The organism is Paenibacillus sp. BIHB 4019 (assembly GCF_002741035.1).
In the GTDB taxonomy this organism is placed as follows: domain Bacteria; phylum Bacillota; class Bacilli; order Paenibacillales; family Paenibacillaceae; genus Pristimantibacillus.
Map to the genome: position 1 here is coordinate 6020429 of NZ_CP016808.1, position 22773 is coordinate 6043201.

At 50.6% G+C, this 22773-nt stretch carries 23 protein-coding genes and 1 riboswitch; of the genes, 3 read left to right on the forward strand and 20 right to left on the reverse strand.

Annotated elements, in window-relative coordinates; genetic code table 11:
• Nucleotides 1–5: 5 nt before the first annotated feature.
• From BBD42_RS26030 to BBD42_RS26050, 5 genes are all read right to left on the reverse strand, one after another.
• The gene (locus BBD42_RS26030) at nt 6–782 is read right to left on the reverse strand and encodes a LamB/YcsF family protein (RefSeq protein ID WP_099520538.1); all 777 of its coding nucleotides are present in this window, start codon (nt 780–782) and stop codon (nt 6–8) included.
• A 4-nt stretch (nt 783–786) separates the two neighbouring features.
• On the reverse strand, nt 787–1803 hold the full coding sequence (locus BBD42_RS26035; RefSeq protein WP_099520539.1) for a 5-oxoprolinase subunit C family protein: 1017 nt from the start codon (nt 1801–1803) through the stop codon (nt 787–789).
• Nucleotides 1803–2567, reverse strand: a complete 765-nt coding sequence (pxpB, locus tag BBD42_RS26040) for a 5-oxoprolinase subunit PxpB (RefSeq protein WP_099520540.1) — start codon at nt 2565–2567, stop codon at nt 1803–1805. Before pxpB ends, BBD42_RS26035 begins: the two co-directional genes overlap by 1 nt.
• Before the next feature lie 271 nt (nt 2568–2838).
• The gene (locus BBD42_RS26045; protein ID WP_099520541.1) at nt 2839–4074 is read right to left on the reverse strand and encodes an MFS transporter; all 1236 of its coding nucleotides are present in this window, start codon (nt 4072–4074) and stop codon (nt 2839–2841) included.
• Between the two features lie 198 nt (nt 4075–4272).
• Nucleotides 4273–7629, reverse strand: coding sequence for a DUF5107 domain-containing protein (locus tag BBD42_RS26050; protein WP_237163237.1), 3357 nt, complete (start codon nt 7627–7629; stop codon nt 4273–4275).
• 201 nt (nt 7630–7830) lie between these two features.
• Between BBD42_RS26050 and BBD42_RS26055 the strand changes: the two genes are divergently transcribed.
• Both BBD42_RS26055 and BBD42_RS26060 read left to right on the forward strand, forming a co-directional pair.
• Complete coding sequence (locus BBD42_RS26055) at nt 7831–8493, forward strand: cupin domain-containing protein (RefSeq protein ID WP_099520542.1); 663 nt, start codon at nt 7831–7833, stop codon at nt 8491–8493.
• A gap of 242 nt (nt 8494–8735) precedes the next feature.
• Nucleotides 8736–9263, forward strand: coding sequence for a GNAT family N-acetyltransferase (locus BBD42_RS26060; protein ID WP_099520543.1), 528 nt, complete (start codon nt 8736–8738; stop codon nt 9261–9263).
• On the opposite strand, the gene BBD42_RS26065 is transcribed toward BBD42_RS26060, so the two are convergent.
• The 13 genes from BBD42_RS26065 to BBD42_RS26120 all read right to left on the reverse strand — a co-directional run bounded on the left by BBD42_RS26065 (nt 9253) and on the right by BBD42_RS26120 (nt 19921).
• A complete protein-coding gene (locus BBD42_RS26065; RefSeq protein WP_099520544.1) occupies nt 9253–9702 on the reverse strand; it encodes a DUF441 domain-containing protein in 450 nt (149 codons plus the stop codon). The two genes, BBD42_RS26060 and BBD42_RS26065, sit on opposite strands and share 11 nt — an antisense overlap.
• A gap of 70 nt (nt 9703–9772) precedes the next feature.
• The gene (locus tag BBD42_RS26070) at nt 9773–9955 is read right to left on the reverse strand and encodes a hypothetical protein (RefSeq protein ID WP_099520545.1); all 183 of its coding nucleotides are present in this window, start codon (nt 9953–9955) and stop codon (nt 9773–9775) included.
• An 83-nt stretch (nt 9956–10038) separates the two neighbouring features.
• Nucleotides 10039–10407: a DUF423 domain-containing protein gene (locus tag BBD42_RS26075; RefSeq protein WP_099520546.1), complete on the reverse strand. Its 369-nt coding sequence runs from the start codon at nt 10405–10407 to the stop codon at nt 10039–10041.
• A gap of 74 nt (nt 10408–10481) precedes the next feature.
• Entirely contained in the window at nt 10482–11267 is a 786-nt protein-coding gene (locus tag BBD42_RS26080; RefSeq protein ID WP_099520547.1) for a GNAT family N-acetyltransferase, read from the reverse strand.
• Between the two features lie 35 nt (nt 11268–11302).
• Nucleotides 11303–12019: a hypothetical protein gene (locus BBD42_RS26085; protein WP_099520548.1), complete on the reverse strand. Its 717-nt coding sequence runs from the start codon at nt 12017–12019 to the stop codon at nt 11303–11305.
• A 197-nt stretch (nt 12020–12216) separates the two neighbouring features.
• Entirely contained in the window at nt 12217–12663 is a 447-nt protein-coding gene (locus BBD42_RS26090) for a MarR family winged helix-turn-helix transcriptional regulator (protein WP_099520549.1), read from the reverse strand.
• Between the two features lie 17 nt (nt 12664–12680).
• Nucleotides 12681–13580, reverse strand: a complete 900-nt coding sequence (locus BBD42_RS26095; RefSeq protein WP_099520550.1) for a DUF72 domain-containing protein — start codon at nt 13578–13580, stop codon at nt 12681–12683.
• 271 nt (nt 13581–13851) lie between these two features.
• Nucleotides 13852–14820: an EamA family transporter gene (locus BBD42_RS26100; RefSeq protein WP_099520551.1), complete on the reverse strand. Its 969-nt coding sequence runs from the start codon at nt 14818–14820 to the stop codon at nt 13852–13854.
• An 83-nt stretch (nt 14821–14903) separates the two neighbouring features.
• Nucleotides 14904–15030: riboswitch (purine riboswitch) on the reverse strand.
• 63 nt (nt 15031–15093) lie between these two features.
• Nucleotides 15094–16341, reverse strand: a complete 1248-nt coding sequence (locus BBD42_RS26105) for an MFS transporter (RefSeq protein WP_099520552.1) — start codon at nt 16339–16341, stop codon at nt 15094–15096.
• Between the two features lie 138 nt (nt 16342–16479).
• Nucleotides 16480–17613 (reverse strand): helix-turn-helix domain-containing protein, encoded by a 1134-nt coding sequence (locus BBD42_RS26110; protein ID WP_099520553.1) that lies wholly within the window; start codon nt 17611–17613, stop codon nt 16480–16482.
• Between the two features lie 208 nt (nt 17614–17821).
• Complete coding sequence (locus tag BBD42_RS26115; protein ID WP_172455639.1) at nt 17822–18808, reverse strand: ABC transporter substrate-binding protein; 987 nt, start codon at nt 18806–18808, stop codon at nt 17822–17824.
• A 163-nt stretch (nt 18809–18971) separates the two neighbouring features.
• Nucleotides 18972–19139, reverse strand: coding sequence for a GNAT family N-acetyltransferase (locus BBD42_RS31625; protein ID WP_150131609.1), 168 nt, complete (start codon nt 19137–19139; stop codon nt 18972–18974).
• Nucleotides 19140–19174: 35 nt separating this feature from the next.
• Entirely contained in the window at nt 19175–19921 is a 747-nt protein-coding gene (locus BBD42_RS26120; RefSeq protein ID WP_099520555.1) for an RNA polymerase sigma factor, read from the reverse strand.
• Between the two features lie 291 nt (nt 19922–20212).
• On the opposite strand from BBD42_RS26120, the gene clpP reads away from it, so the two are divergent.
• Complete coding sequence (clpP, locus tag BBD42_RS26125) at nt 20213–20797, forward strand: ATP-dependent Clp endopeptidase proteolytic subunit ClpP (protein ID WP_099520556.1); 585 nt, start codon at nt 20213–20215, stop codon at nt 20795–20797.
• 315 nt (nt 20798–21112) lie between these two features.
• On the opposite strand, the gene BBD42_RS26130 is transcribed toward clpP, so the two are convergent.
• The gene (locus tag BBD42_RS26130; protein WP_099520557.1) at nt 21113–21625 is read right to left on the reverse strand and encodes an acyl-CoA thioesterase; all 513 of its coding nucleotides are present in this window, start codon (nt 21623–21625) and stop codon (nt 21113–21115) included.
• Between the two features lie 55 nt (nt 21626–21680).
• Complete coding sequence (locus BBD42_RS26135; protein WP_099520558.1) at nt 21681–22640, reverse strand: nucleoside hydrolase; 960 nt, start codon at nt 22638–22640, stop codon at nt 21681–21683.
• Nucleotides 22641–22773 lie beyond the last annotated feature (133 nt).

Below are 22773 nucleotides of genomic sequence, written 5' to 3' on the forward strand. Positions count from 1 at the left end.
GTGGATTAATTGGATTGATGGGAGCCCGGCGCACCAAGGATAATTCCTTCCGACTCCAGCAGCTTGCGAATCTGCTGGACGAACAAGAGCGCCTTCTCGCCATCGCCGTGGACACATATCGTGTCCGCAGCAAGCGGAACCTTCACGCCCTGCGTCGACCATACAGCTCCTTCTCTTATCATCTGAAGGAGCTGCTTCAGCGCTTCATTCGGCTCCTCTATTAGCGCGCCTTCGTGACTGCGCGGTGTTAGCGAGCCGTCTTGCTGGTAGGTACGATCTGCGAATACCTCGCTCGCGGTGCGCAGCCCCCGCTTTTTCCCCGCATGAATCAATTCGCTGCCAGACAAGCCATACAATATAAGCTCCGGATTCACCCTGTACACCGCCTCAGCAATCGCTTCAGCCAGTTCCACTCGCCTAGCCGCCATATTATATAAGGCGCCATGAGGCTTTACATGATGCATGACGCCGCCTTCGGACATAACGAAGCCATTGAGCGCGCTAATTTGATACACGGTCAGATCATACGCTTCCTCAGGCGAAATCGCCATTTCACGACGTCCGAAGCCGATTAAGTCCGGCAGCCCCGGATGGGCGCCGATGGCAACGCCATTTTCCAGCGCCAGCTTTACTGTCCGTCTCATCGTTCCCGGATCGCCGGCATGAAAGCCGCAAGCTATATTGGCCGATGTAATGAGCGGCAGCAATTCAGCATCCCGGCCCAGCTCATAAACGCCATATTGCTCGCCCAAATCACAATTTAAATCGATAGCCAGCGTCATTTTTCTACCTCTCCTCTCTATAACGTATTTCAATAAACATGGAAAGCCGCTGCATTTGAAGCTCGTGCTTGATATAAAGCTCTTCCGATTTTTGCCTAGTAATCTGCTTGAATCTAATCGTCTCTCCCGGCTTCGCTTGCGCCAGCAGCGGCAAATCTACCGTCGCAACCTGGGCGATCTTCGGATAGCCGCCAATCGTTTGATGGTCCGCCATCAAAATTATCGGGCTGCCGCCAGCAGGCACCTGTATCGTACCTATGGATACCGCCTCAGAAATAGGCTCAAGCGCTCCAACTGTTCCAAGACGCGGCCCTTCCAGCCGATAGCCCATTCGATCCGATTGCGTCGAAATTCGAAAATCGCTCTGCAAAAAATGCTTCCTGCTCCCTTCGGTAAACACATCAAAATGCCGCCCCGGCACAAAACGAATGACCGGATTTTTCCGATAAAAGGGACGCCCCTCTGAGCCAATCGACCAGCTGGTTGCAAAAAACGGCGCGGTATCCTGCCGCTCTTCCGCTTCCTGCTCCCAATAATATAGCGTTTCCGAGGCTCCTTCACCAATCGCCAGCACATCTCCCGCTTTTAAAGCCCGGCCTCCAAAACCGCCTATAGCCGCACGTGTGTACGTGCTTCTGCTGCCCATAACAAGCGGCACATCAATGCCTCCAGCCGCTGCTATATAAGCGCGAGCGCCCGCGACGCAATTTCCGAACGAAAGCTCATTCCCTGCTCTTATGTACACCGGCCGCCACAGCGGAACGGCTGTTCCTTGCACAGCAGGCGACAAATTGCCCCCGCATATCGCAATTAACGCATCCTGCTCAAAAATCAGCTTTGGGCCGATAAGCGTAGCTTCCAGCACCGCTGCTCCCGCATCGTTACCAACGAGCAAATTAGCCGCGCGAAGCGCAAAATCATCCATCGCCCCTCCAGCAATAATGCCCTGCTGCCTATAACCGTGACGCCCCCGATCCTGCACGGTCGTAAGGAGTCCGGCATGTTTGATTCGAATGCCCATTATGCCTGCGCCTCCCATGCGATAAACGCCTCATAGCTAATCGGCTCAAAATAAACCTGATCTCCCGCCCGCAATAAACTCGGCTGCTCATGCGCAGGGCGGAACAGCGCCACTGGCGTTCGCCCGATAATTTGCCAGCCGCCAGGGGAGACAATCGGATAGACCCCGGTCTGCTTGCCGCCGATGCCTACGCTGCCTGGCTCAATCCGCAGGCGGGGCGTGCTCCGCCGAGGCGTAGCAATTTGCTCAGGCAAGCCTCCCAAATATGGAAAACCGGGGGCAAAGCCGACCATATGGACGAGATAAGGCTGCGCTGCATGCATGGCGATGACCTCGCTTTCCGAAAGTCCGCTATGCTCCGCAACCGCTGCAAGATCCGGCCCCAGCTCTCCGCCATAGCAGACGGGAAGGGTCATGATTCGCGGAGCAGCAGCCTGCTCGTCCTCCAGCTTGCTGGCCATGTCCAAGAGCAGCTGGCAAACCCATTCATATGGGGAAGCAGCCGTTTCCGCCTGCGGATTCCAGTTGTTTTCGGCTAGCGGCGCTAGCAGCTTCATTGGATCATAAAAAATCGTCAGCGTTACATACGCTGGTACAAGCTCAATAAAACCGGGAAAAGGCTCGCGCCGCAAATAAGAGCTGAGTGCTTGCACGCGCTCGTGCGTCTTGCGGTCAATCGCGCTGCCGAGCTCGACAATAATTGCCGTATCTCCAAGAGGCGAAAGCTTGACTTCAAAGACTGGATTGACTGGAGCAATAGACATGCCCTCACCTCTTTTTTTCAAAAATAATATTTAAACTCTTATTTCTTATATCGGTCGCTAGTCGGCATAATCATATGGCAGCCTAGTAGATATTTGCTTCGCCGCTTTCCTCATTATCTCTCCAAAACCCATCAGGTGCTTCTGCTATACATTCGGCAAAACACAACGCTCCTCCTTCCTTCACCCCGCAGCCAAAAATCAGGGATCAGCATGCTGAGGCAACAAAAAAACTGCAAATCGCCCTATGGCGATTTACAGTTTCGTTAACCTTTTATGTTTCGTGCTTAGGTCGTCCTATAGACCCTCCGCCAGCTCGCATGCTTATTTGCCTGCGGTCCAGTTGAAAGGCGATGACACTTAAAACAATCAAGCCCGCGGAAAAGGCTGCCAGCAGCCATACAGACTGGTTCACCTGCAAATGATCAAGCCCCCAGCCCATCGTAAGCGGAAGCACGGCGCCGCCGACACCGCCTGCTGCAATCATAAAGCTAGGGGTAGATTCCTCTGCCCCTGGAAGCAGCTTGCTCGAAAAGACGAGCGCGATAGAGAACACGCCGGACATGGCGAGTCCCAGCAGCAAAATGACCGCGAACGCCGACCATATCTGGTTCATAAACGGAAATAAGATGAACAGCAGCACCGTCGCCCCGCAGCTCGCCATAATATACACCCGGTATTTGATTTTCTCGGCAATGACGCCAGCGAACAAACGACCGAATGCCATCGCAATCCAGAAGCAGGTTACACTCAGCGTTGCTCCTGCCTCCTTCATGCCCAGCTTCTCAATGAGAATGGCTGGCATAAAGTTTGCAAGGCTCATCTCCGTCCCTACATAGAGGAAGAAAAACACAATAAATAAGGAAAAAATAACCCATTCCTTGCCTTGATAAAGCGGCTTGCCTGCGCGCTTCGCCTGCTTCCGTTCCGCTGCGGCGGCTGCGACTGACTTCTTCAGCACCGCATCCAGCTCGCCGAAGGAGCCTTTTGCCCATAAGAACAAAGTCAATATTGCAAAAAAAGAAACGACCAAAAATGACAGCTTCCAATAATTGGCCCAAATCAGTCCGCTCGCTATAAGTGGCATGACCATGGCGCCAACGCCGAAAAATACCTCAAGCCGGCTCATCGCGACGGCCGTTTGATTTTTGACTGCTGCGATTATAATCGTTCCGATTACCGCTTCAATCATGCCAAACCCAAAACCGGCTACGATGGCAATCGCATACAGCCAGCCCCAAGGCGGCAGCAGCATAAACATAAATTCAGCGGCAAACAGCATGCCAAATGCCAGCAGCAGTCCGCCTCTTTTGCCCAAATGCCGATTCAGCCATGGCGAGAGCAGCACCCCGACTAGAAATCCGCCGAACTGTGTGAAAATGAGTGTGCCGCCCTCGCTGTAGGCTTTGCCATAATGCTCGAGCGCAACGGGCAATACAGAGCCCAGCACAACATGGGCAAGCCCGATAATGAAATAAGACAAACAGCCTAGCCAAATCAATCGTTTCATCATATACTCCTTCTGGAAAATAAGATTACCAGAAACAATTGTATGATAAATGGGAGCTAAGAGCTAGCAGATTCAGTAAATTACTTTCGCGCAGATTTTCGTTGCAGCACGTTTAAGGTCTTCACTAGTTTCAAACACTCTCGCTGCCTCCCCAGCACAGCATGATCATCTGATCGAACGATATCGCTGCGCAACCCGTTAATTGGATAACGCCAGTAAGCTATGAATGCGCGCTCCGCTATGATTGCCATCCAATTGCAGAGCGGCGCCAAACTGCTCCACCGCCTGTTTGCGCTCCCCAAGCCCAAGAAGGCCTAATCCCATCATATAACGGCAATGAATTTCGTTGCGTTTGCTCAGATCATCCTCGAAAACGAGGAAATCCGGCAGCGAAACGGCAAAATAATCAAATTCGACCCGGTCGAAAATATGCTTTTCCGCATAATCGAGCAGCTTATGGAAGCGCTTTTTTGCCTCCGGCTCATTGCCCAGCTTTAACCACGACAACCCTTGATAAAAAATCATATCTGGCGGCTGATCATTGTAATACAGCGCGCTAGCGGGCTCCTCCAGCCCTTGGGAAGCCTGCTTAAAGCAATCTACCGCTTTAAGCGGATCATTCAGCGCTTCATACGCACAGCCTAAATAATAATAAATATTGTTTTCCTGTGCGCCATGCAGCTTGCCTTCGCCATAATGCTCCGGATAGACGAGCGCCATGTTCAGCAATTGTATCGCATGGGACGCATTCCCCTGCTGGAGTGCCTGTTTAGCGAGTTCAACATGCGTGAATACATGCTGCCCCGTCACTTTGCCTTCCCCGCCCTCCCAAGGATGGAACTGGCGTGAAGCGAGCGCAACTACTGCTTGACCATGCTGCCCTGTCGCATTGAGCAGCGTGACATATTCGATGTACAGGTCGTCGCGGAGCTCGACAAGCGTCCGCTGCTGTTCCAGCTTGGCGAGCCGCTGCTGAGCAGGATGCCCTAGCTTTTTATACAGCTGATCCAGCTCATAGCAGACTCGCGCGTCGGCCTGATCGAGTGCGAAAGCCAGCTCGAGTGCTTCAAGCGCAGCCGCCTCGTCGCCGCGTTTATTGTAGTAAGCGAGTGCTAAGTTGCGATGGACGGTAGCAAAATTCGGTTCTGCTGCGCGCGAGGCTTCCCAATGGGCAATCGCGTCGTTATGCCGTTTCTTGTCATACAATAAATTGCCCAAATAATAATGCGCCTTCGCATCGTGCGGATTGGCCGCAATCGCTTGCTCCAGCACGATCAGCTCAAACAAGCTGTTCGGGAAGCAATATTGGGGAGCAGCAGCTTCCGCTGCTTGGCGCGAAGCAGCAGCTGCTTCCGTGTGGCCTGACTGCTCATACGCATAAGCAAGCGTATAATGAAGCATCGGATAGACCGCTGCCGTGCCATCTGCCGCCGCCCCCTCTAATGAAGACACGATGCACGCAAGCACCGCAATCGCTTCCTCATGCAGCCCGCTGCCGATATAGTCGGCAGCTAAGTTCAAATAATTGTGCGCATCGCCGCGCATAAGCCGCTGCAGCTCGGCGCGCGCCTGATCCGCCAGCTGCTGCTGCCCCCCAGCAGCTAGCGCCAAGCTGCGCTCGTGGGCCGATCCGAAATCGGCCACATCGAGCCCGAGCGTCTCCGCCGCGAAGGCTATCGCCTCATCGCAGCGTCCCAGCTTGCGCAGCAGCGCCGCCTTCAAATGGCGCGCTTTATAATTGCGAGCGTTCCGCACGATGGAACGCTCCACCAATTCCAGCGCATCCGCAAGCGCGCCTTCCGCGCAAGCGATCTGCGCCAGCGAGAAGTAGCCGGCATCCTGCCAAGCCGCTGACCAAGTTGCCTTGTAGAAAGCAGCGAACGCTTCTTCTCGCTTCCCCTGATGCTTCAAGGCAACACCAAGCTGATAAAGCGCCTCGCTATCATACGGATTCGGGTTACGCGACGTCAGCGACTTAATGGCGGTGCGGAAATACCCTTCCGCCTGCTGAAATTTCCCTTGCCGCAGCAGCAGCGTGCCATAGGCGACATTAATCCGGCTATCGCTAGCATCGCGCTTTAGCCCTTCCAGATAATACGCCTCCGGCTCAAAGGTCGCGTGGCGATATTGCTCCAAATGAAGCCCCGCCAAATACAGCTGCTCATTGGTTTTGAGCGCAGCAGGCGCTTCAAGCGGCTTAGCCGCATCGGGTATTTGCTCAAGCGAAGGCTTGGCAGGCTTGTAAGAAATGAGCAGCTTCCCTGCCGAATCACGGACCGACAGCAGCAAATCAGAAGCCTGATCCGCTTCATCCCATGTGACGATCGACTTGAATATGTCGTTCGGTGACAGCCTCACCTTCTCCTGAATATAGCGGCGTCCCCGTCCACGCAGCTCGATCTGGGCATCCTCGAACACGGCTGTTGCATAAACGTAAACGACAGCTTCCCGCGCCTCTTCATCGACCTCCAAATTAACAGCGGCATCAATGGACGCATTTTTGACGACCCCAATATTTTTGTAAGGCATAAAATATTGCTTGAACGACTTTTCCTCATACGGCTGAAGCCAGGTGAAATCCGGCTGATTGTCCGTATACACGCCCGTCATCAGCTCAATATAAGGCCCGTCCTCATCGGTCAGATTGCGATCCCAGGCGATGCCGAACTCGCCATTTCCCCATGTCCACTGCTTTTTGCCGGGGGAAATATGATGGTTCGCCACATGCAGCAGCCCCGCCTGTACCCCATGATCATAGCCTCCGACAAAATTATAGTCGGATTTGTAAGCCATATAAGAAGTTGGCACAGGAATGTTGCGATAGCGGGAAATATCAACGCCGGCGGAATAATCCATTTTATAATACGTGCCGGTCGCTATTGGAAACCGGCTTACGTCCCGCTTGCCATGGTCGAACACCGCTGTGACGTCAGGAGGAAATACCGACTGCGTATGCTCATTAACCGCTACGGCCGGATTGGCCCACCATAAAAAAGTTTGCGGCTGAGGCGTACGGTTGTAAAGCTGGGCGGAAATTTCCAAATACGCCTTGCCGGGATACAGCGTAAAGCCAGCCGTTACCTTCGTTCCATACATGCGGTCAATTTCGCTGACCCACACTGTAGCGCTGCCGTCTTTATTTTCAGCCACACGATATTCTACAGGCCCATAGGTGTTTGGACGATGATGCTGCGGCCAGTTGAATTCAATGCCACCAGAAATCCACGGACCCGCGAGCCCAACCAGCGCAGGCTTGATTACCTTGTTGTAATAAACGAAATCATAGTCATTTGTCTTATCCAGCGCCCGATAAATGCGGCCGCCCAGCTCTGGCATCATTTCGATACGCACATATTCATTTTCGAGAATGACGAGCATGTAGGGCTGAAGCTTCTTTTCATCTTCGATTTTATCAATTACGGGATGCGGGTACACCCGACCCGAGCTGCCCTGATATACTCTTTTTTCTAAAAACATCGGATTTCGCTCTGGTTTGCCTACGCCATATGTCGGTATGGAAACCGTCTCTTCCCAAATCTTCACCTGCTGCTCCAACGTGATTCCTCCCTAGCTTTAATGCTTTAACTTTAGCGCCTGGGAGCAGGAGATCCAATTCACGATACACTTGTTCTAATGGACTATATTCTGATTTCATTAGACACCGATTGAGCTGGCTTTCGCGCCAGCTCTTCACCTCCATCTAGGCTGCTGCATACACTGCTGGAAAAACTAAGATTTCTGAAAGGCAGGCCGATCATGAGTACAGAATATGTAGACCTCACATCACCCGCATTAAATTTGTTTTACGATGTCAATTGCGCCCCCTTGTTCCATAAGGACTCCTGCAATTACTTAAACCAATTAACCGCACATGAATTGCCTGTGCTAAGAAGCACGTCGTTTTTCGATGCGCATATGACTAAAAATCATATTGTTGAGCCGCATTGGCATCCCAATACGACGGAGCTTGTATTCGTCACGCATGGTGAAATTGTCGTTTCGATTTTGAATCCTTTCACAAAGCAGCTGCTTACTTACCGGGTGTGCGATCACCAAGCCGTATACATTCCAATGGGCTGGTGGCACTGGATTATTGCGTGCAGCGAGTATACGCATTTTATTACGATTTTTGATGACCGCTGTCCACAAACGGTATTTGGCTCTGACGTGCTGCGCATTACGCCGAAGGAAGTATTCCAGCTCGCCTATTGCGTTAATGCCGGGCAGCTTGCCCATGTGCTGTCGCCGATTCAAAATACGACCATTATCGGACCGGCCTGCGTCAATGCCCAAGCTGGCGCGAGCGAATACGGAGGCTATGGCCACGGATCGGCCCAAGGCGTACAATGGCGAATTGGCAACCCGCCACCGCAAGCTTTGGATGAAGAGGACGAACAGGAGCAGGAGCTGCAAAGGTAACGGCGGCTTCCTGTTCCGCATACCTAGCAAAACACAAAAAAGACACGCAAGCTTCACCTTATTAGGTGCAAGCATGCGTGCCTTTTGTATTGTCACAAAACCCCAAAACAATTAAAGCTTGTAATTAGGAAGGATTTTTGTATAATTCGAGGGATAAGCAGCCCTTATATCCAATCTTTTTTTCAAAATCTTATTTTCAAAATCTTTTTCAAAATCATTCATTGTGAAATGGAGTTCATTACATGTTAATTGCAACAGAGCGGTTGCGGATTCGCCCTTTTAAATCCGACGATTGGAAAGCTGTGTGGGCCTACACCTGCGATCCTGCTGTTATGGCATACATACCCGGAGGCGTGCAAACAGAAGAAGGCGCTAAACAGTTCGTTCTAGATAATATCGGAGACCAGAGGCAAAATTACGCTGTACTGCTGAAAAACGGCGGTCCGCTCATTGGGCATCTTGTGTTCCATAACTATTTTGGGAATCACACCTATGAAATTGGCTGGGTATTCAGCCCGCATTATCGCAATCAAGGCTATGCCTCGGAAGCCGCACGCTCCATGCTGAAATATGGGTTTGAGGAGCTGAAGCTGCACCGAATAATTGCCACCTGCCAACCCGAGAACATTCCCTCCTATCGCGTGATGGAGAAAATAGGCATGCGCAGGGAAGGCTTTTTCAAAAAATGCATTTCTAATGGCGCCCATGCTTGGTGGGATGAATATTACTACGCCATTTTGCAAGAAGAATGGCTCACCCTTACTTGCTAATCAGCAGCGACAGCAGCCCAGCCGCAATAAGCGGACCGACTGGAACGCCTTTAAAAAAAGCAACGCCAATGATCGTCCCGATAATAAGCCCGGTCACGATCGTCGGCTGGCTGGACATGAGATGAAAGCCGCGCCCGCCCAAATATGCAACCAGCACGCCGACGATGATGGCCGCTATTGATTTCCAATGGAGAAACGATTCATAGACCGATTTCATACTGATCGTCCCGCTTGCCAGCGGCGCGAGTATGCCGATCGTCAATATGATGATGCCCAAAGTCAGGCCATGCTTCTCGATCCACGGAAAAGCCTGGTGCACATTTGTTACCCGGAGAAGCAGCAGAAATACGGCAGCGATGGTGATGGAGTTGTTTTTGCTCAATATGCCCAGCAGTGCGAAAAAAAGCAGCAGGACAGACGGCGTGTCGATTTGCGGCATTTGCTGAATCCCCTTTCTCTTAATAAGCAGTAGTTTGTCATTCTCCAGGGTCCATTACTCCTTGCAAGGATTAGCGTCGTCGATTGCGGCGTTTGTTCCATTCCAACAGCTCCATACAGCCGATAAACAATGCGAATAAAATGAACAATGGAATCGTCTTGCCGAACTCCATTAATTTGAACAGAGGGGCGACAATAGCAGTCGTCCCCACAATAACTAGTCCCAGCACCGAAAGGCGCCATCCCGTAAACATAAACGAATTTCCTCCCAATCCTTTAGCAAAATGACCAAAGAGCCTGCCGCTGGCAAGCTCTCTCGTCCTGTACGGCTATGCAGCTAGCCTTGAATAATCGCAACGGCAAGAATGGCCCAGCCGATCAAAAAACAAAGTCCGCCCAGCGGAGTAATCGCACCCAGCTTCTTCACACCGCTGAGGCTAAGGGCGTAAAGGCTGCCGCTGAACAAAATAATGCCAGCAAAGAGAAACCAGCCTGCGGTTACGACGAGCCCGCTCGTCAATACCCCGCCCGCTAAAATGCCGGCAAGCAGCAAGCCAAGCGCGTGGGCAATCTGGTATTGCACCCCCGTCTGAAAAATAGCCAGCATGTCGGCAGAAAGCCTCTTCTTCAATGCATGCGCGCCGAATGCGCCGAGCATTACCGATAAAAACATATTGATGCTGCCAAGCAGCAATAAAGTCGTCATTTTATCCTCCCGCATCTTCCTATTATTCGCTATAGCTTTGACCATTGTATCATTATTACTAGTCACAACCTAGATTAAATATTATGCGCAGGCGACTGGCATGGCCACGTATAAGCGAGCAGCTCAAAGCCTCGCTTCGCCAAAATCGGACGGCTCATTGGACTTGCATCCACCGTCATCAAACGAAAGCCCGCCTGCCAGGCAGCCTGTGCCCGAACAGCCAACAGCGCTGAATAATGCCCTTTGCCGCGGTATTCCGCAAGCGTAGATCCGCCCCAAATGCTTGCGAAGGACGTTCCCTCGTGCAAATACATCCAGGCGGCGCTGACCATTTGGTCTCCATCATAAGCTGCGTAGATGTGCAGTCCGATTTGCTTATCCTGCAAATCCTGCTTCAATCGCTCGCCATGCTCGGCATGCGGTACGCCCCACACCGCTTCTTCCAGCGCGACCAATGCTTCAATGCCCGCCGCATCCGTGACAGGGCGAATCGAAGGCGGAATTTCATACTGAAGCAGTTCATGTCCATCGGCAAGCTGAATGACCATCATGGCTTCTTCTTCGCCGATGTCGAAGCCGTGCGCCAGCAACCGTTCTTTGAGATTGCGAGGCTTGTCATCGCTATACACCTTCCACTCAAACGATTGCCCCAGCTCGCGGAAATACGCCAATTGCTCTGCAATGGCTTCATCCACGTTATTTTCGTTCAAATCCGTATACAGGACGAAGCCGCCCTCGCTCTCATTTTCGAGCGCGATTTGCCGAATGACTCGGCCTTCCTGCTCGCGACGATAGCCCGGAAACGTAATATCGATTCGCTGCTCCTTCGTGAATAAAGCTGTCAGCTGTTCTTGGTTCATGGTCCGCTCCTTCTTCTTGCCTTGTCTTCAAGCCATCATTGTTCAAAATCAATGACTTCATGCTTTATGTATATTGTTTTACGTTGTTTTCCTTCTTGGCCCAGCCGAATGTTGAATGAATCTGTTTTGGCAAGCGCCGCATATTGCGGCTCGCTAATGGCCCTTGGAATGGCGCTGCGGATAAGCCCGACCGCAAACTGATGAAATAAAACCAGCTCTCCCCGCATCATATCCTCAATATCGCCGCCCAATATTTTTCCCCCATAAGCTTTGCGCTGCTCGTTCAAATTCGTCATCAGCTCCGGAACGAACTGATACAGCCAGGCGGTATTATAGTTCTCGAAATAAGGCTCCGAATCGTCGTATCCTTGCTCGCCATAGGCCTCTACCCGATAGGCAAATAATTCATCCGCGTTGGAAGATGCCTGCAAGCTATATTCTATGATGCTAATGGCTCCAATCAGCCGCTCCTGCTGCCTGGCATAAAGCCGATGGCATAACTGGCGAAAAGAAGACAAAAAAAGCTCAATCAGCTGTTCTTGATGAATGTGGTAATAACGATTTTCCTGAAACACCGTTTGCTCAAGAGCAGGTATAAAACAGTTTTTATAAAAATGACGGAGCATCAGCGCTTTCCGGGTATCCTTCCGCTCTCGCCGCCTGCACGACTCTTCTCGTCCAAACCCTGTTAGCCTGATCCACTGGAAAGCTGCCCCCTCGGCATCTTTGCTGCTGTGGCCTGTACCGCTCAAAGCATTCCCTCCTCCAAACTTTATCCCATGTGCGCATGTATATCGCTTTTATATATGTACACGGCGCAGCCCGTCTTAAATGACATCGTATTGATCTTTTAATTATATCGGTGGGAAATGTTGGATTGTTAAGAGGATATTTCAACAGATGCCAAGAAACCTTGTGTGGCGCAAAAATATAGCAGCTGCCAAAACGGTTAATTTTTCTCGATTGAAGCTTGCAAATGATGATTAATCCGCAGCAGCAGCGAAATCATCAGCTCGTACTCCTCTGAGGAAATAACCTTCTTCACTTCGTCGTTTACCGATTCATTAATAGCAGTTGTTTCATTAATAAGCTGCCGTCCCCTGTCCGTAATATAAACAACAAAGCTGCGGCGATCCTGAACGCCAGGCCGCTTATGAATCAGCTGCTCCTTCTCCAGATGGTCGATGATCCGGGTAACGGTTGGATTTTCCTTGCTTGTCCGCAAAGCAATTTCCTTCTGAATCAAGCCATCCGACTTGCTGATTTGAATAAGCACCGACCACTGCTCTGGCGTAATCGCATACTCTCTCAACCGTTGCTGAAATAAATTAGTCAGCTTGCGATAGGTCATTCCCATTGTAAAGCCTATCGATTGCTCAAGTCCCTGATAGGGCATAATCCTGTCCTCCCACTCTAAAATAACTCCAGCTGCTCAACCGCTGGCGGCTCTGGCTCATTTCGAACAAAATAAGGCCCTTCCCCATCGGGGCAGTTCAGTCCAAGCAGGTCCATCAGTTCTTTGGCATTATCAGCCGCGTCCCCGCCGGAGTTATTGTTAAAAATAATGCAAATATGCTTGCTCTGCTGCTGCAGCTCCTTGATGTTGTCTGCCCATTCTCGCAGCTCTGCGCTGTTATAGCGATACAAATAACGAACCTCTCGCCAATTGGGCGCTCCGCTCTGATTCCAGCCAGCTACATTTCGGCCATGCAGCCTAACCAGCGTCAGCTCCTGATCGGTCGCTTGCAGCACGGTCGGCACCGAGCCAACACCCGCCTGCGGCTCATCGCACACGCTGTGGATCCAGCCCTCGCGCTCCATGAACGCCAGCGTCTTCGCCCGAAACTCAGGCATAAACCAGCTCTGATGGCGGAACTCCAAAGCACAGCGAATGCTGCCCATTCTGAGCTTCGTCTCGCGTAGCAGCCGGACATTGTCCTGCGTGCAATCAAACCACGGCGGATATTGAAAAAGCACAGCAGTCAACCGCCCAGCCTCCATAACCGGCTCAATGGATTCGCGAAAAGCGGCGAACATCTGGCCCGTGTCTTTTAAAGCCGCCGCCGCAGCTGCTTCACCGCGCTGATGCCCTGTCATGCCCTGATACGCTTTTATCATAAAATGGAGCGAGTCCGGCGTTTCCGCTACCCATTTAGCGAACCGTTCCCGAGATTGAATCGCATAGAAGGAGCTGTCTACTTCGACGACGGGAAAATATTTGGCATATTGGCCCAGCCTGTCCTTCGCCTTTGAACCGGGAATATAAAGCGAATCATGGTCTCCCCAGCCTGTAAGTCCGATTTGAACAGCCATTATTCGGCTCCTTTCTTATGTCCTTGGCAGGTTGTATGTCTGTTATTGATGTCCTATTTATGATAAAGCAACTGTAGTTGCTTTGACAACTTTTACGCACACCCTGCCCTTATCCGTTAAAAGCATTCAAAAAAACAGAAAAAGCCTGATTACTCAGGCTCCCTCCTCGTTATGGCGCTATCGCTTTGTGTATACTTGCTTGTTCCGCTTGGCGTATTATGCTACAGACTGAAAAATCGACCAAAGGTTTCAATGCTTGGTTAAAAAAACGTTAGGTGGCCATTGTGCGCTGTGAACGCCCTTTGAAGCGTTTCAGCTCCGGCAGCAAAATGCCCGCCAGGACGACGGCGACGCCCAGCCATTGCAGCATGCTCACATGCTCATTCAATATAATTGCCGACATCGTGACAGCTACAGGTAGCTCGGCTGCGCCTAATACGCCAGCCATGCCTTCACCAATATGCGGCACTCCGATTGCGAACAGGACAGGCGGGATAAACGCACCGAACAGCCCTAACAGGAAACCGAATACGAGCAGTTGTCCCCATATCAAACCATTAAACAGAAACATTGGCGGGAATAAAATAAACACGAGCAGCAATCCGCCAGTAATCATCCACGCACTGCGATAAGCCGGGTGCACGGCTGGCACCGCTTTGCCGCTGAACAAAATAAACAAGGAATAGCTCACGGCGGACAATAAGCCGAAAATAATGCCGATCCAGTTGAACTGGGCTGCGCCATCCTCCATAATGCCGGCAGCGAGCAGCGTGCCTCCGAATAATACAATCAATGCCAGCATCATAATGCCTTTAGGACGTTGGCGCTTGCTGAAAGCTTGAATCAATACGCTGATCCATGTGAATTGAAATAATAATATGATTGCCAGCGAGGCTGGAATATAGCGAAGCGAATGATAATACAACAAGCCCGTTATCGCTGTGGGCATGCCTGAAAGCATCAGCAGCACTCTGCTTTTCCACGTTAGCTTAGAGGCAAGCGTTTTGGCAGCCTCTGCCGCTCGAGTAATTGAAGAACCTGTGTTTGGGGCTGTACGGGCTTTGCGCTGCTCCCGCCATTTTGTATAAAAAGCCAGCATCCAGGCCAAAATAAATCCCGTCAGCAGCTGCGTTCCAACTACTTCTCCTAATTGGTAGCCTTGACCATATGCCAGGACTACGATTGTCGATAACACACCATAACTAATCGCACCGAATAAAACCGATAATAAATACTTCATTTGTGCCTTTAAACCTCCTTGATTGTCTCTCTAAACGTGCCCAGACAACACAAAAAATCCTAACCACATAGCAACGACCAATACAGCTTGATCCTTGTTATCGTAGTTAGGAAGTAAAGGCTTCCTGTAGATACCCCCGACCTGTTCTTATATCCAGCTGCAGCTGGATACGGCTTACGAGGTTATACGAAAAAATATATGGTTTAATGCCCTGCTGTCATCTGATGTTAGATCGTAATTCATTTAACATGTTACATGACAAGTAAGGTCGTGTCAATTGTTTTTCATTGAAATATTTTGGGAGACCGCTTCCGGCTTGCTCCAGCCCCGCTTTTTATTTTTTGCAGCCGCCGTCAGGCTAATGATCAAATATACGAGCAAAAAAATAATCATGACGCCAGCAGCGCAGCGATACATCGTTTCATAACTCGTTGCTGAGGCAATAGCGCCTAACAAAATTGCACCTGTGGCTACGCCAAGATCGGTTGCGTTGTAGAACATGCTGTTCACGGCACCATGCTGCTCCGGGCTGGAGCTGCGCAGCATCCAAGCTTGGATTGTGGGCTGGACAGCGCCGAATCCAAGACCATACAGCAGGGCCGATACGATCAGCAGCGAAATGGAAGTTGTAAACGACAGCACCGTCAAGCTTGCAATGACACATAACGCTCCAGGAATCAGCACCGCGGCATGCCCTTTGCTATCAAACAATTTTCCGGAAATCGGACGAACAATAATAATCGTCACCGCATTAAACAAGAAAAACAAACCGATTTGATTGATCGCCAGCTTCTCCCCGTACAAGGCGATAAAGCTTAATATTCCGCTGTATGTAATCGACAGCAGTATATTTAATAGCGCTGGAAATACAAGCTGGAAATTAAAAGGCGGCTTGCTCGCGGAAGCCAGTTTCCGCTCTTCCTGGTTAAGGCGCGGAGGCTCTGGCGGAAGCGGACGAAACACTAAAAGAATCGGGATAATGAGCAATATAGCTGCCGTACCCGTTATGCTTAACGCCTCGAATCCGAATTGCTTCAAAATATTAAGTCCTATCATTGGACCAATGGACATCGCAATGCTCGTGGATAAGCCAAAATAGCCAATTCCTTCGCCAATTCGCCCAGCGGGAATAATTTGCGATACGAGCGTAGGTATAATTGTACTCGCTATGCCAAAGCCAATGCCATAGAAGACACGCATGATGAGCAAGGAGCCTACAGAATCGGCCGCGATATATAGGGCGGTAAATAGGGCCGCAAGCACAATGCCTGTGTACAAAATGGCCGATCGCGGCATTCTTTTCATCACAAATGCCGTCATAAAGCGCGTCAAAATCGCAGAAACAGCAAACACGCTCGTCACGAGGCTAACCGATACATCGCTTGCCATAAAGGTGCTTTTCGTATAAGCCGTAAGCGGAGATAGCAGAAGCTGCAAATTAAAGAAAACTAAAAAAGAGCAAACGGTAAGCGTAATAAATGCAGTAGTCCATAAGCGCGGGCGTTGTTCCTGAGACAGCATGCCGTTCCCCCTCATTGATGCAAAAGCAATATAGTTGACTTAAGCAATTATATTTCAGACAACTATTACTGTCAATGGAAGAAACATGGCATAGGATGGCCTTAGTTTTCTTAGTTTGCTTGGTTCGCCCGTCTACTTCTAACGTTGTCCGCCTGCCAGCAGCTCGCTAATTCCGTCCAGCTGCCACTCCAGAGCTATTATGCCGTCCAGTGTCCAGCTTTCCTTGAAGATATACACCCTGCCGCTTTGAACAGCCGTTAATTGTCTCCACTCTGGATGCGCCAAAAGCTTTTCGAACGTCTCCCGCGCGCCTTGCATTTGTCCACATACGATAAAAATACGGTCAGCATCGTATTCCAGAAACGACTCCAGCGGCACAAATAGCCGCGCTTCGCACTCTGCCATTAGCTGCTTCAGCTTCAGCGGCGTTTTAAAACCGAGCACCTCGTAAATGACAGGCATCTCCTGCGGCCGATACAAATAAAGCTGTTCACCAACGACATGAAAAAAAATAGCGGTCTCCTCACGTCCAATGGTCGGCAGCCATTGCTCCCTTATTTGTCTCGCCTTCGCTGCGTAGCGATCGAGCCAGAGCTTCTCCTCCTGCCGCTTGCCAAGCAAAACCGCAACCTCATTCAGGTGCTGGAACATGCTGCCTTTGGACTCCAGATGAACAGCCGGAGCAATATGCGACAGCTCTGCAAGCAGTTCTTGCGGTGTGTAGGCATTCACAACGATAAGATCCGGCTTTAGCACAGCCGCCCTCTCCACTCCTGAAAGACTGCCATCTATGCTCGCCATTCCGCTTATCTGCTCCTGATCCAGCCAGTTGATCAGATGATGATCGACAGCAAGCGGCTGGGAGCCGAGCGCCATCATATCGCCAAAGTTCGAGAGTGCAATGATGCGCAAATTCGACTTTTTGCTGCGCATATATTGCCTAGGCGACATGCCGGTGCTTTTTTTGAAACGGCGGTTAAAATAATACTCATCCTCATAGCCTACTGTGCGGGCAATTTCGCTTAAGCGCTGCTGCGATACAATCAGCAGTTCTTTAGCCCGCTTCATTCGAAGCTCCGTTACAAATTCATTCGGATTAAAGCCGGTTATGCGCCTAAACAGCTGCCTGTACTGCCAGCTCCCAATATTCGCCTGCTTTGCAAGCTGCTCAATCGTTATATTTTGCGAATAAGCGCGCTCTAGATATGCAATGGTCTCCTGTACTGCTCGAAGTGAATGCTTCGTCACAGGGAAAATATCTGTTCTCGACATAAACAAACCTGCCTTTATAAAATGTGAAAATGATTATCAATGATTTTCTATTCATTTTATATGAAAGCCGGGCTTCTGTCGCTGTCATTCAGTGGCAAAAGCTCGTCTTCTGGAGGCAACAAAAAAAGCCCGCCAACGGTAGCGTTGACAAGCTCTCTATAAAGTTTATACGATAACGTTTCTAAAACGCTATCTTTGCATCCTGATGTTATTTCACAAGCTGGGCTGCTATTTCATCCAGTTGGGCTTCAAGGGAAGTCGCATCGCCAAGGCCCCACTTATTGCTGACCGTATAAACATGTCCTTCTTTCGCCGCATCAAACGATTGCCAAATTTCACTGTTAACTACGTCGTTGTACATCTCCTTAGTCGCTTCCGAAGTATCATCCATCTCAATAAAAATATAATCGGCGGCAAACGACGGCAGCGCCTCCAGCGTCAGCGATTCATAGCCGAAATTTTCATTTTCGTCCATAAGCGGCTGCATGTTTTCCGGCCATGCCAAGCCAAGCTGCTTGTAAAGTGTATATCCGCCGTTGCGAATGCCTGACACCCCCATATCTTTGCCCGAAACGATAAGCAGCAGCGCTGTATCGCCTTCCTTCACAGCTGCTCCAAGCTTCGACTTGGCGTCCTGCACCTTGGCGTCGTATCGTTCCTTCCACGCCTGCGCTTCCGCTTCCTTGCCAAGCAGCTCCGCCAGCTTGTTCATATGCTCAAACGGATCTGGCGTCCAAAAAGCATACGAAATCGCAGGCGCGATTTTAGACAGCTGCTCCACTTCCTTCTTGTCGTCAGTATCATCGGTAACAATCAATTCGGGCGCTAATGCCGTCAATTTCTCCAAGTTAACCGGACGGTCGCCGATGCTCTCCGTTCCGCTCAGCAGCTCGCCGAAGGTATTCAGATTATATTCTGTCGTATAAGCCGGCTTGACGCCCAGCGCCAGCAAATCCCCAACAAAGGCTATAGCAGCCACATGGTCAAGGTTTTCCGGCAGGACGGCTTCCTTCCCCATCGCATCGGTAAACGTTTTGGCGGCTGTAGTCACCGCTGGCGATGCTTCCATTTGCTGCCGAGATGGACTCTCCATTTGCTCCACCTTGCTGTTATTTGCCCCGCTGCATCCGATAACGGAGGCTGTCAGCATAACAATGAGCGCCCCCGCACCTGCTGCATTCTTAAAATAAAACATAATGACCCTCCCAAAATTGTGATAACCGTTCTCAATTTGAACGCTAAATCTTATCATACATGAACTTTGGCACAAAAAAATGGACAGAAGTGTGATTTCCGCAGTTATCTGCCGGTCGCACGACTGTCCACTTAAAACGGCTTGTGTTACACACTGGCTACATTCAGACGGCTTGCCCGTCTTGCACCGCAACAAACGTATAATAGGATGGAATGGAAGCTATTTTTTCCATACGGGCGCTTAACGCTTCTTTATGGGTTGGGTAACCAAGATCGGCCATAAGCTCGACTACCGCTTCCACATCCTGATGGTCATATGGACGGATGTGCATTTATGAATATCCCCCTTAGCTATCCAAGTAAAAGGTTAGGCTGCGTTTTGGATAAAAGCATGCTCCAGCGCCCTGTTCCGCGCTTCCGCCGGAATCGTCTCACGCCGTGATGGAAGGCGGCCCAGCTCATGCTGCGCCATATGGACGGCCAGCTCTGGATCATTTTCGCTAAGCTGCATTAACGCCGCAACTGCTTTCATGTCGCCGGACAAATAAGTGGCGGCCAGCGACCTTACATAGGTTTTCATATGTTCCTCCTGCGGCTGGGGCAGCCCGTCTTGAAGCAGCTGCTGGCGCACAGCTCTAAGCGCTTGTCTGGCACGGTGAAGCGCCGCTTTTACTGCCCCATCTGTCATGCCCAATAGCTCCGCAGCTTCAAGGCTTGAGCAGCCGTAAACATCCCGCAGCATAAAAACAGCCCTTTGCGCAGCTGTCATATGCTTCACCAGCACATGAAAAACAATTTCAAGCTCGCTGGCTTCTTGATTATTAACTGCGGTTCCCTGCTGATGCAAATGCAGCATTTCTCCGCTTATTTTTTTCCAGACCGCTTTTCTGCGGCTTTGATCGATCCAGCTATTTTTGGCAATGCGCCTCAGCAGCGCTTCGGGATTTTGATGGCTGGCCGCATCCGCCGAGAGGCTCGCTTTCAGCCACGATTCCTGCACCAAATCATCGGCGTCCCAGCTCGAGCCTGTCAGCGAGATGCTGTAGTTGCGCAGCGATGCCAGCTGCTGGCCCGCGTATTTGTTCGGTAAAGCGGCTTTATTTTTCACACGCATGGGACAACGCTCCTCTTAACCAGATTCCGGGCGAAGACGCGGCAGAACCGTTTATTTTTAAATATAGGAAAGGATATGATTTTCTCATCCTACCTCTATATTTCTCGGACTGAAACGCGCCGCGCCGCCAAAGGACGGCTTTCGGCCGTTTCACCTTGTAAACGAATGAAGCTCGCAATAAGATACGCTGATGGGCAAAAAAAAGATTTCAGCGCTGCATATCCTTTTGAACCTGGATAATCGTTTACTAAGTGTTAGCAAACATCCTATTGATTAAATGGAGGTATACCTATGACCAATTATGTTCCTTACGTAGTGGAGCAAAGCGCACGCGGCGAAAGATCCTATGATATTTATTCACGGCTGCTGAAGGATCGCATTATCTTTCTCGGCTCAGCCATCGACGACCAACTGGCGAACAGCATCGTTGCCCAGCTGCTGTTTCTCGCAGAGGAAGACCCGACGAAAGACATCAGTATTTATATTAACAGTCCGGGCGGCTCTACTTCTGCCGGCTTTGCCATCTATGACACCATCCAATATATTAAGCCGGATGTCAGTACGATATGTGTAGGGCTTGCAGCATCCTTCGCCGCTATTTTACTGCTTGCGGGTGCCGAAGGCAAGCGCTTTGCACTGCCCAACAGCGAGGTAATGATTCACCAGCCGCATGGCGGCGTCCAGGGCCAAGCGAGCGATATTGCGATTTCTGCCAATCGGATTGTTCGCATTCGGGAGCATCTCAACCAGATTGCTGCCGCGCGAACCGGCCAGCCGCTGGAGAAAATTCAGCTGGACATGGACCGCGATTATTTCCTCTCCGCAGAGGAGGCTGTAGCATACGGCATCGTAGATCGCGTCATTACTACCTTATAACAAAAGAGCAGCAGCGCCCCTTCTGCCTTATCGGCTGGAAGGGGCGCTGCTGCTCTTTTGATTCTATAAAAATGGGCTGTTATTGCGTCGCCATGACTTTCGTTCTCATCTGCTTTATAATAAAGAAAGATTTGATGAAAGTTGGTGTCCATTTGAGCGGCAAAAAAACAGTTTTTATCGTATTAGGCATATGTACAGGCCTATCCTTGTTTGTATACTCTTGCATTCAATACGTGCTGTACTTGCGGCCGTAATCGCGTATGCGATACGAACCGCCAGCAAAATTTATAACCTATTGGCAGGCCTCATTTACACTCAGTCCCAAGGATGCTTAACCGTCAAAAATTCAGCAAAGCGTTTACTCTGCTCGCGGCGGGTACGGCGCATTTCCGCCCGCTGCTCTGCTGTCTCAAACAGCTTAAGCTCCTCCTCCGTTTCCGGAACGACCGCTGGCACAGCTACCGGACGCCTGTCCGAATCAAGCGCAACGAATGTCAGAAAGGACGTCGCCGCCACTTCCCGCTCACCGCGGAGCAAATCCTCTTTCACCACTTTGACGAACACTTCAATGGAGGAACGGCCTGTCCAAGTAACGAACGCTTCAAGACATACGGAATCCGTCGGGCGGATGGGATATAGAAAATCGACCGAATCCGTCGAAGCGGTAACAACGGAACGACGGCAATGCTTTGTCGCCGCAATGGACGCAATATCATCGATATAAGCCATCAGTTTTCCGCCAAACAGCGTATTATGATTATTCACATCTGTTGGAAACACCCTTGCTGTTTTGTAACATTTTGATTCCCGCGAAAAACGCTGCTCCATCTGCCAAAATCCTCCCTTAATTACGTACACTTGACTGTTCTTTTGTTCCCTAGCCTTATTCGCTCCAAAATACCGACATCATTTGGCGAATCGCTCTGGCGGAATCCACCTCAACGCAAAATTCCACACTTCTGCCCACAGATGGACGTGGTCTTCTGTCTGTTACAATCATACCCGCTGTCAGCCCGCTGCTGCAATCAACGACGGCATTAAATTTTTGTGTCGTAACGAGCGACGGATTAAGCGCTACTAGAACGGCAAGCGCATCATGCATCGGACATTCCTCAATGAAATAGTTTACCTTGCGGTAAAACTCAAAATAAACGCCCAGCGATTCATTCAAAAAGCGAATGATCGCTTGCTTATGTTCCGGCGCGTAGCGGGCAAGCTTGTCCAGATCAGCTCCCGTAAGCCTTGTAGGCACAGTCACATCAAGCCCGACAATCGTGAGCGGCACATCGGAGGCAAAAACCGCCGCCGCCGCTTCCGGGTCGGCATAGATGTTAGCTTCTGCAACCGGCGTCACATTGCCGGGCGCAAACAGCGTTCCCCCCATCGTTACGACCTGCTTTAGCTGCCTTGCCAGCTCAGGAGCTTTTTTCAGCGCAAGCGCCAAATTCGTCATTCTGCCCGTCGTAACGAGTGTGAGCTCTCCTGGATTTTCCGCAGCTTTGCGAATTATGAAATCTACCGCATTTTCCTTCAGCGGCTGCTGGGAGGAAGGCGGCAGCACCGCATCTCCAATGCCATTATGCCCATGAATATGGGCATCCGTTCCACGCGAAGGCCTTACCGTTGGCGCTACCGCCCCGGCGGCAACGGGAACCTCGTAGCCGCAATTGGCTAGCTGCACCACTCTTAGCGTATTGTCTGTAGCTTGTTCAACCGTCGTATTGCCATACCCTGTCGTTATGCCCTCCACCTTGATTTCAGGCGAAAGCAGCGCGTATAAGATCGCGATGGCATCATCAACCCCAGTGTCTACATCCAGCAAAATTCTTTTTTTGTCTGTCATCGCAAGTCACCCCTTACCCAGTGTGGCGGAGCAGCCATGCCGAGTTCGGCACCCGCTCCATTCCTCTTCATTGTAAACGATGAAAGCTGACACTGACAAAGCCAATCTGCACAAAACGACAGCATTTATTTAA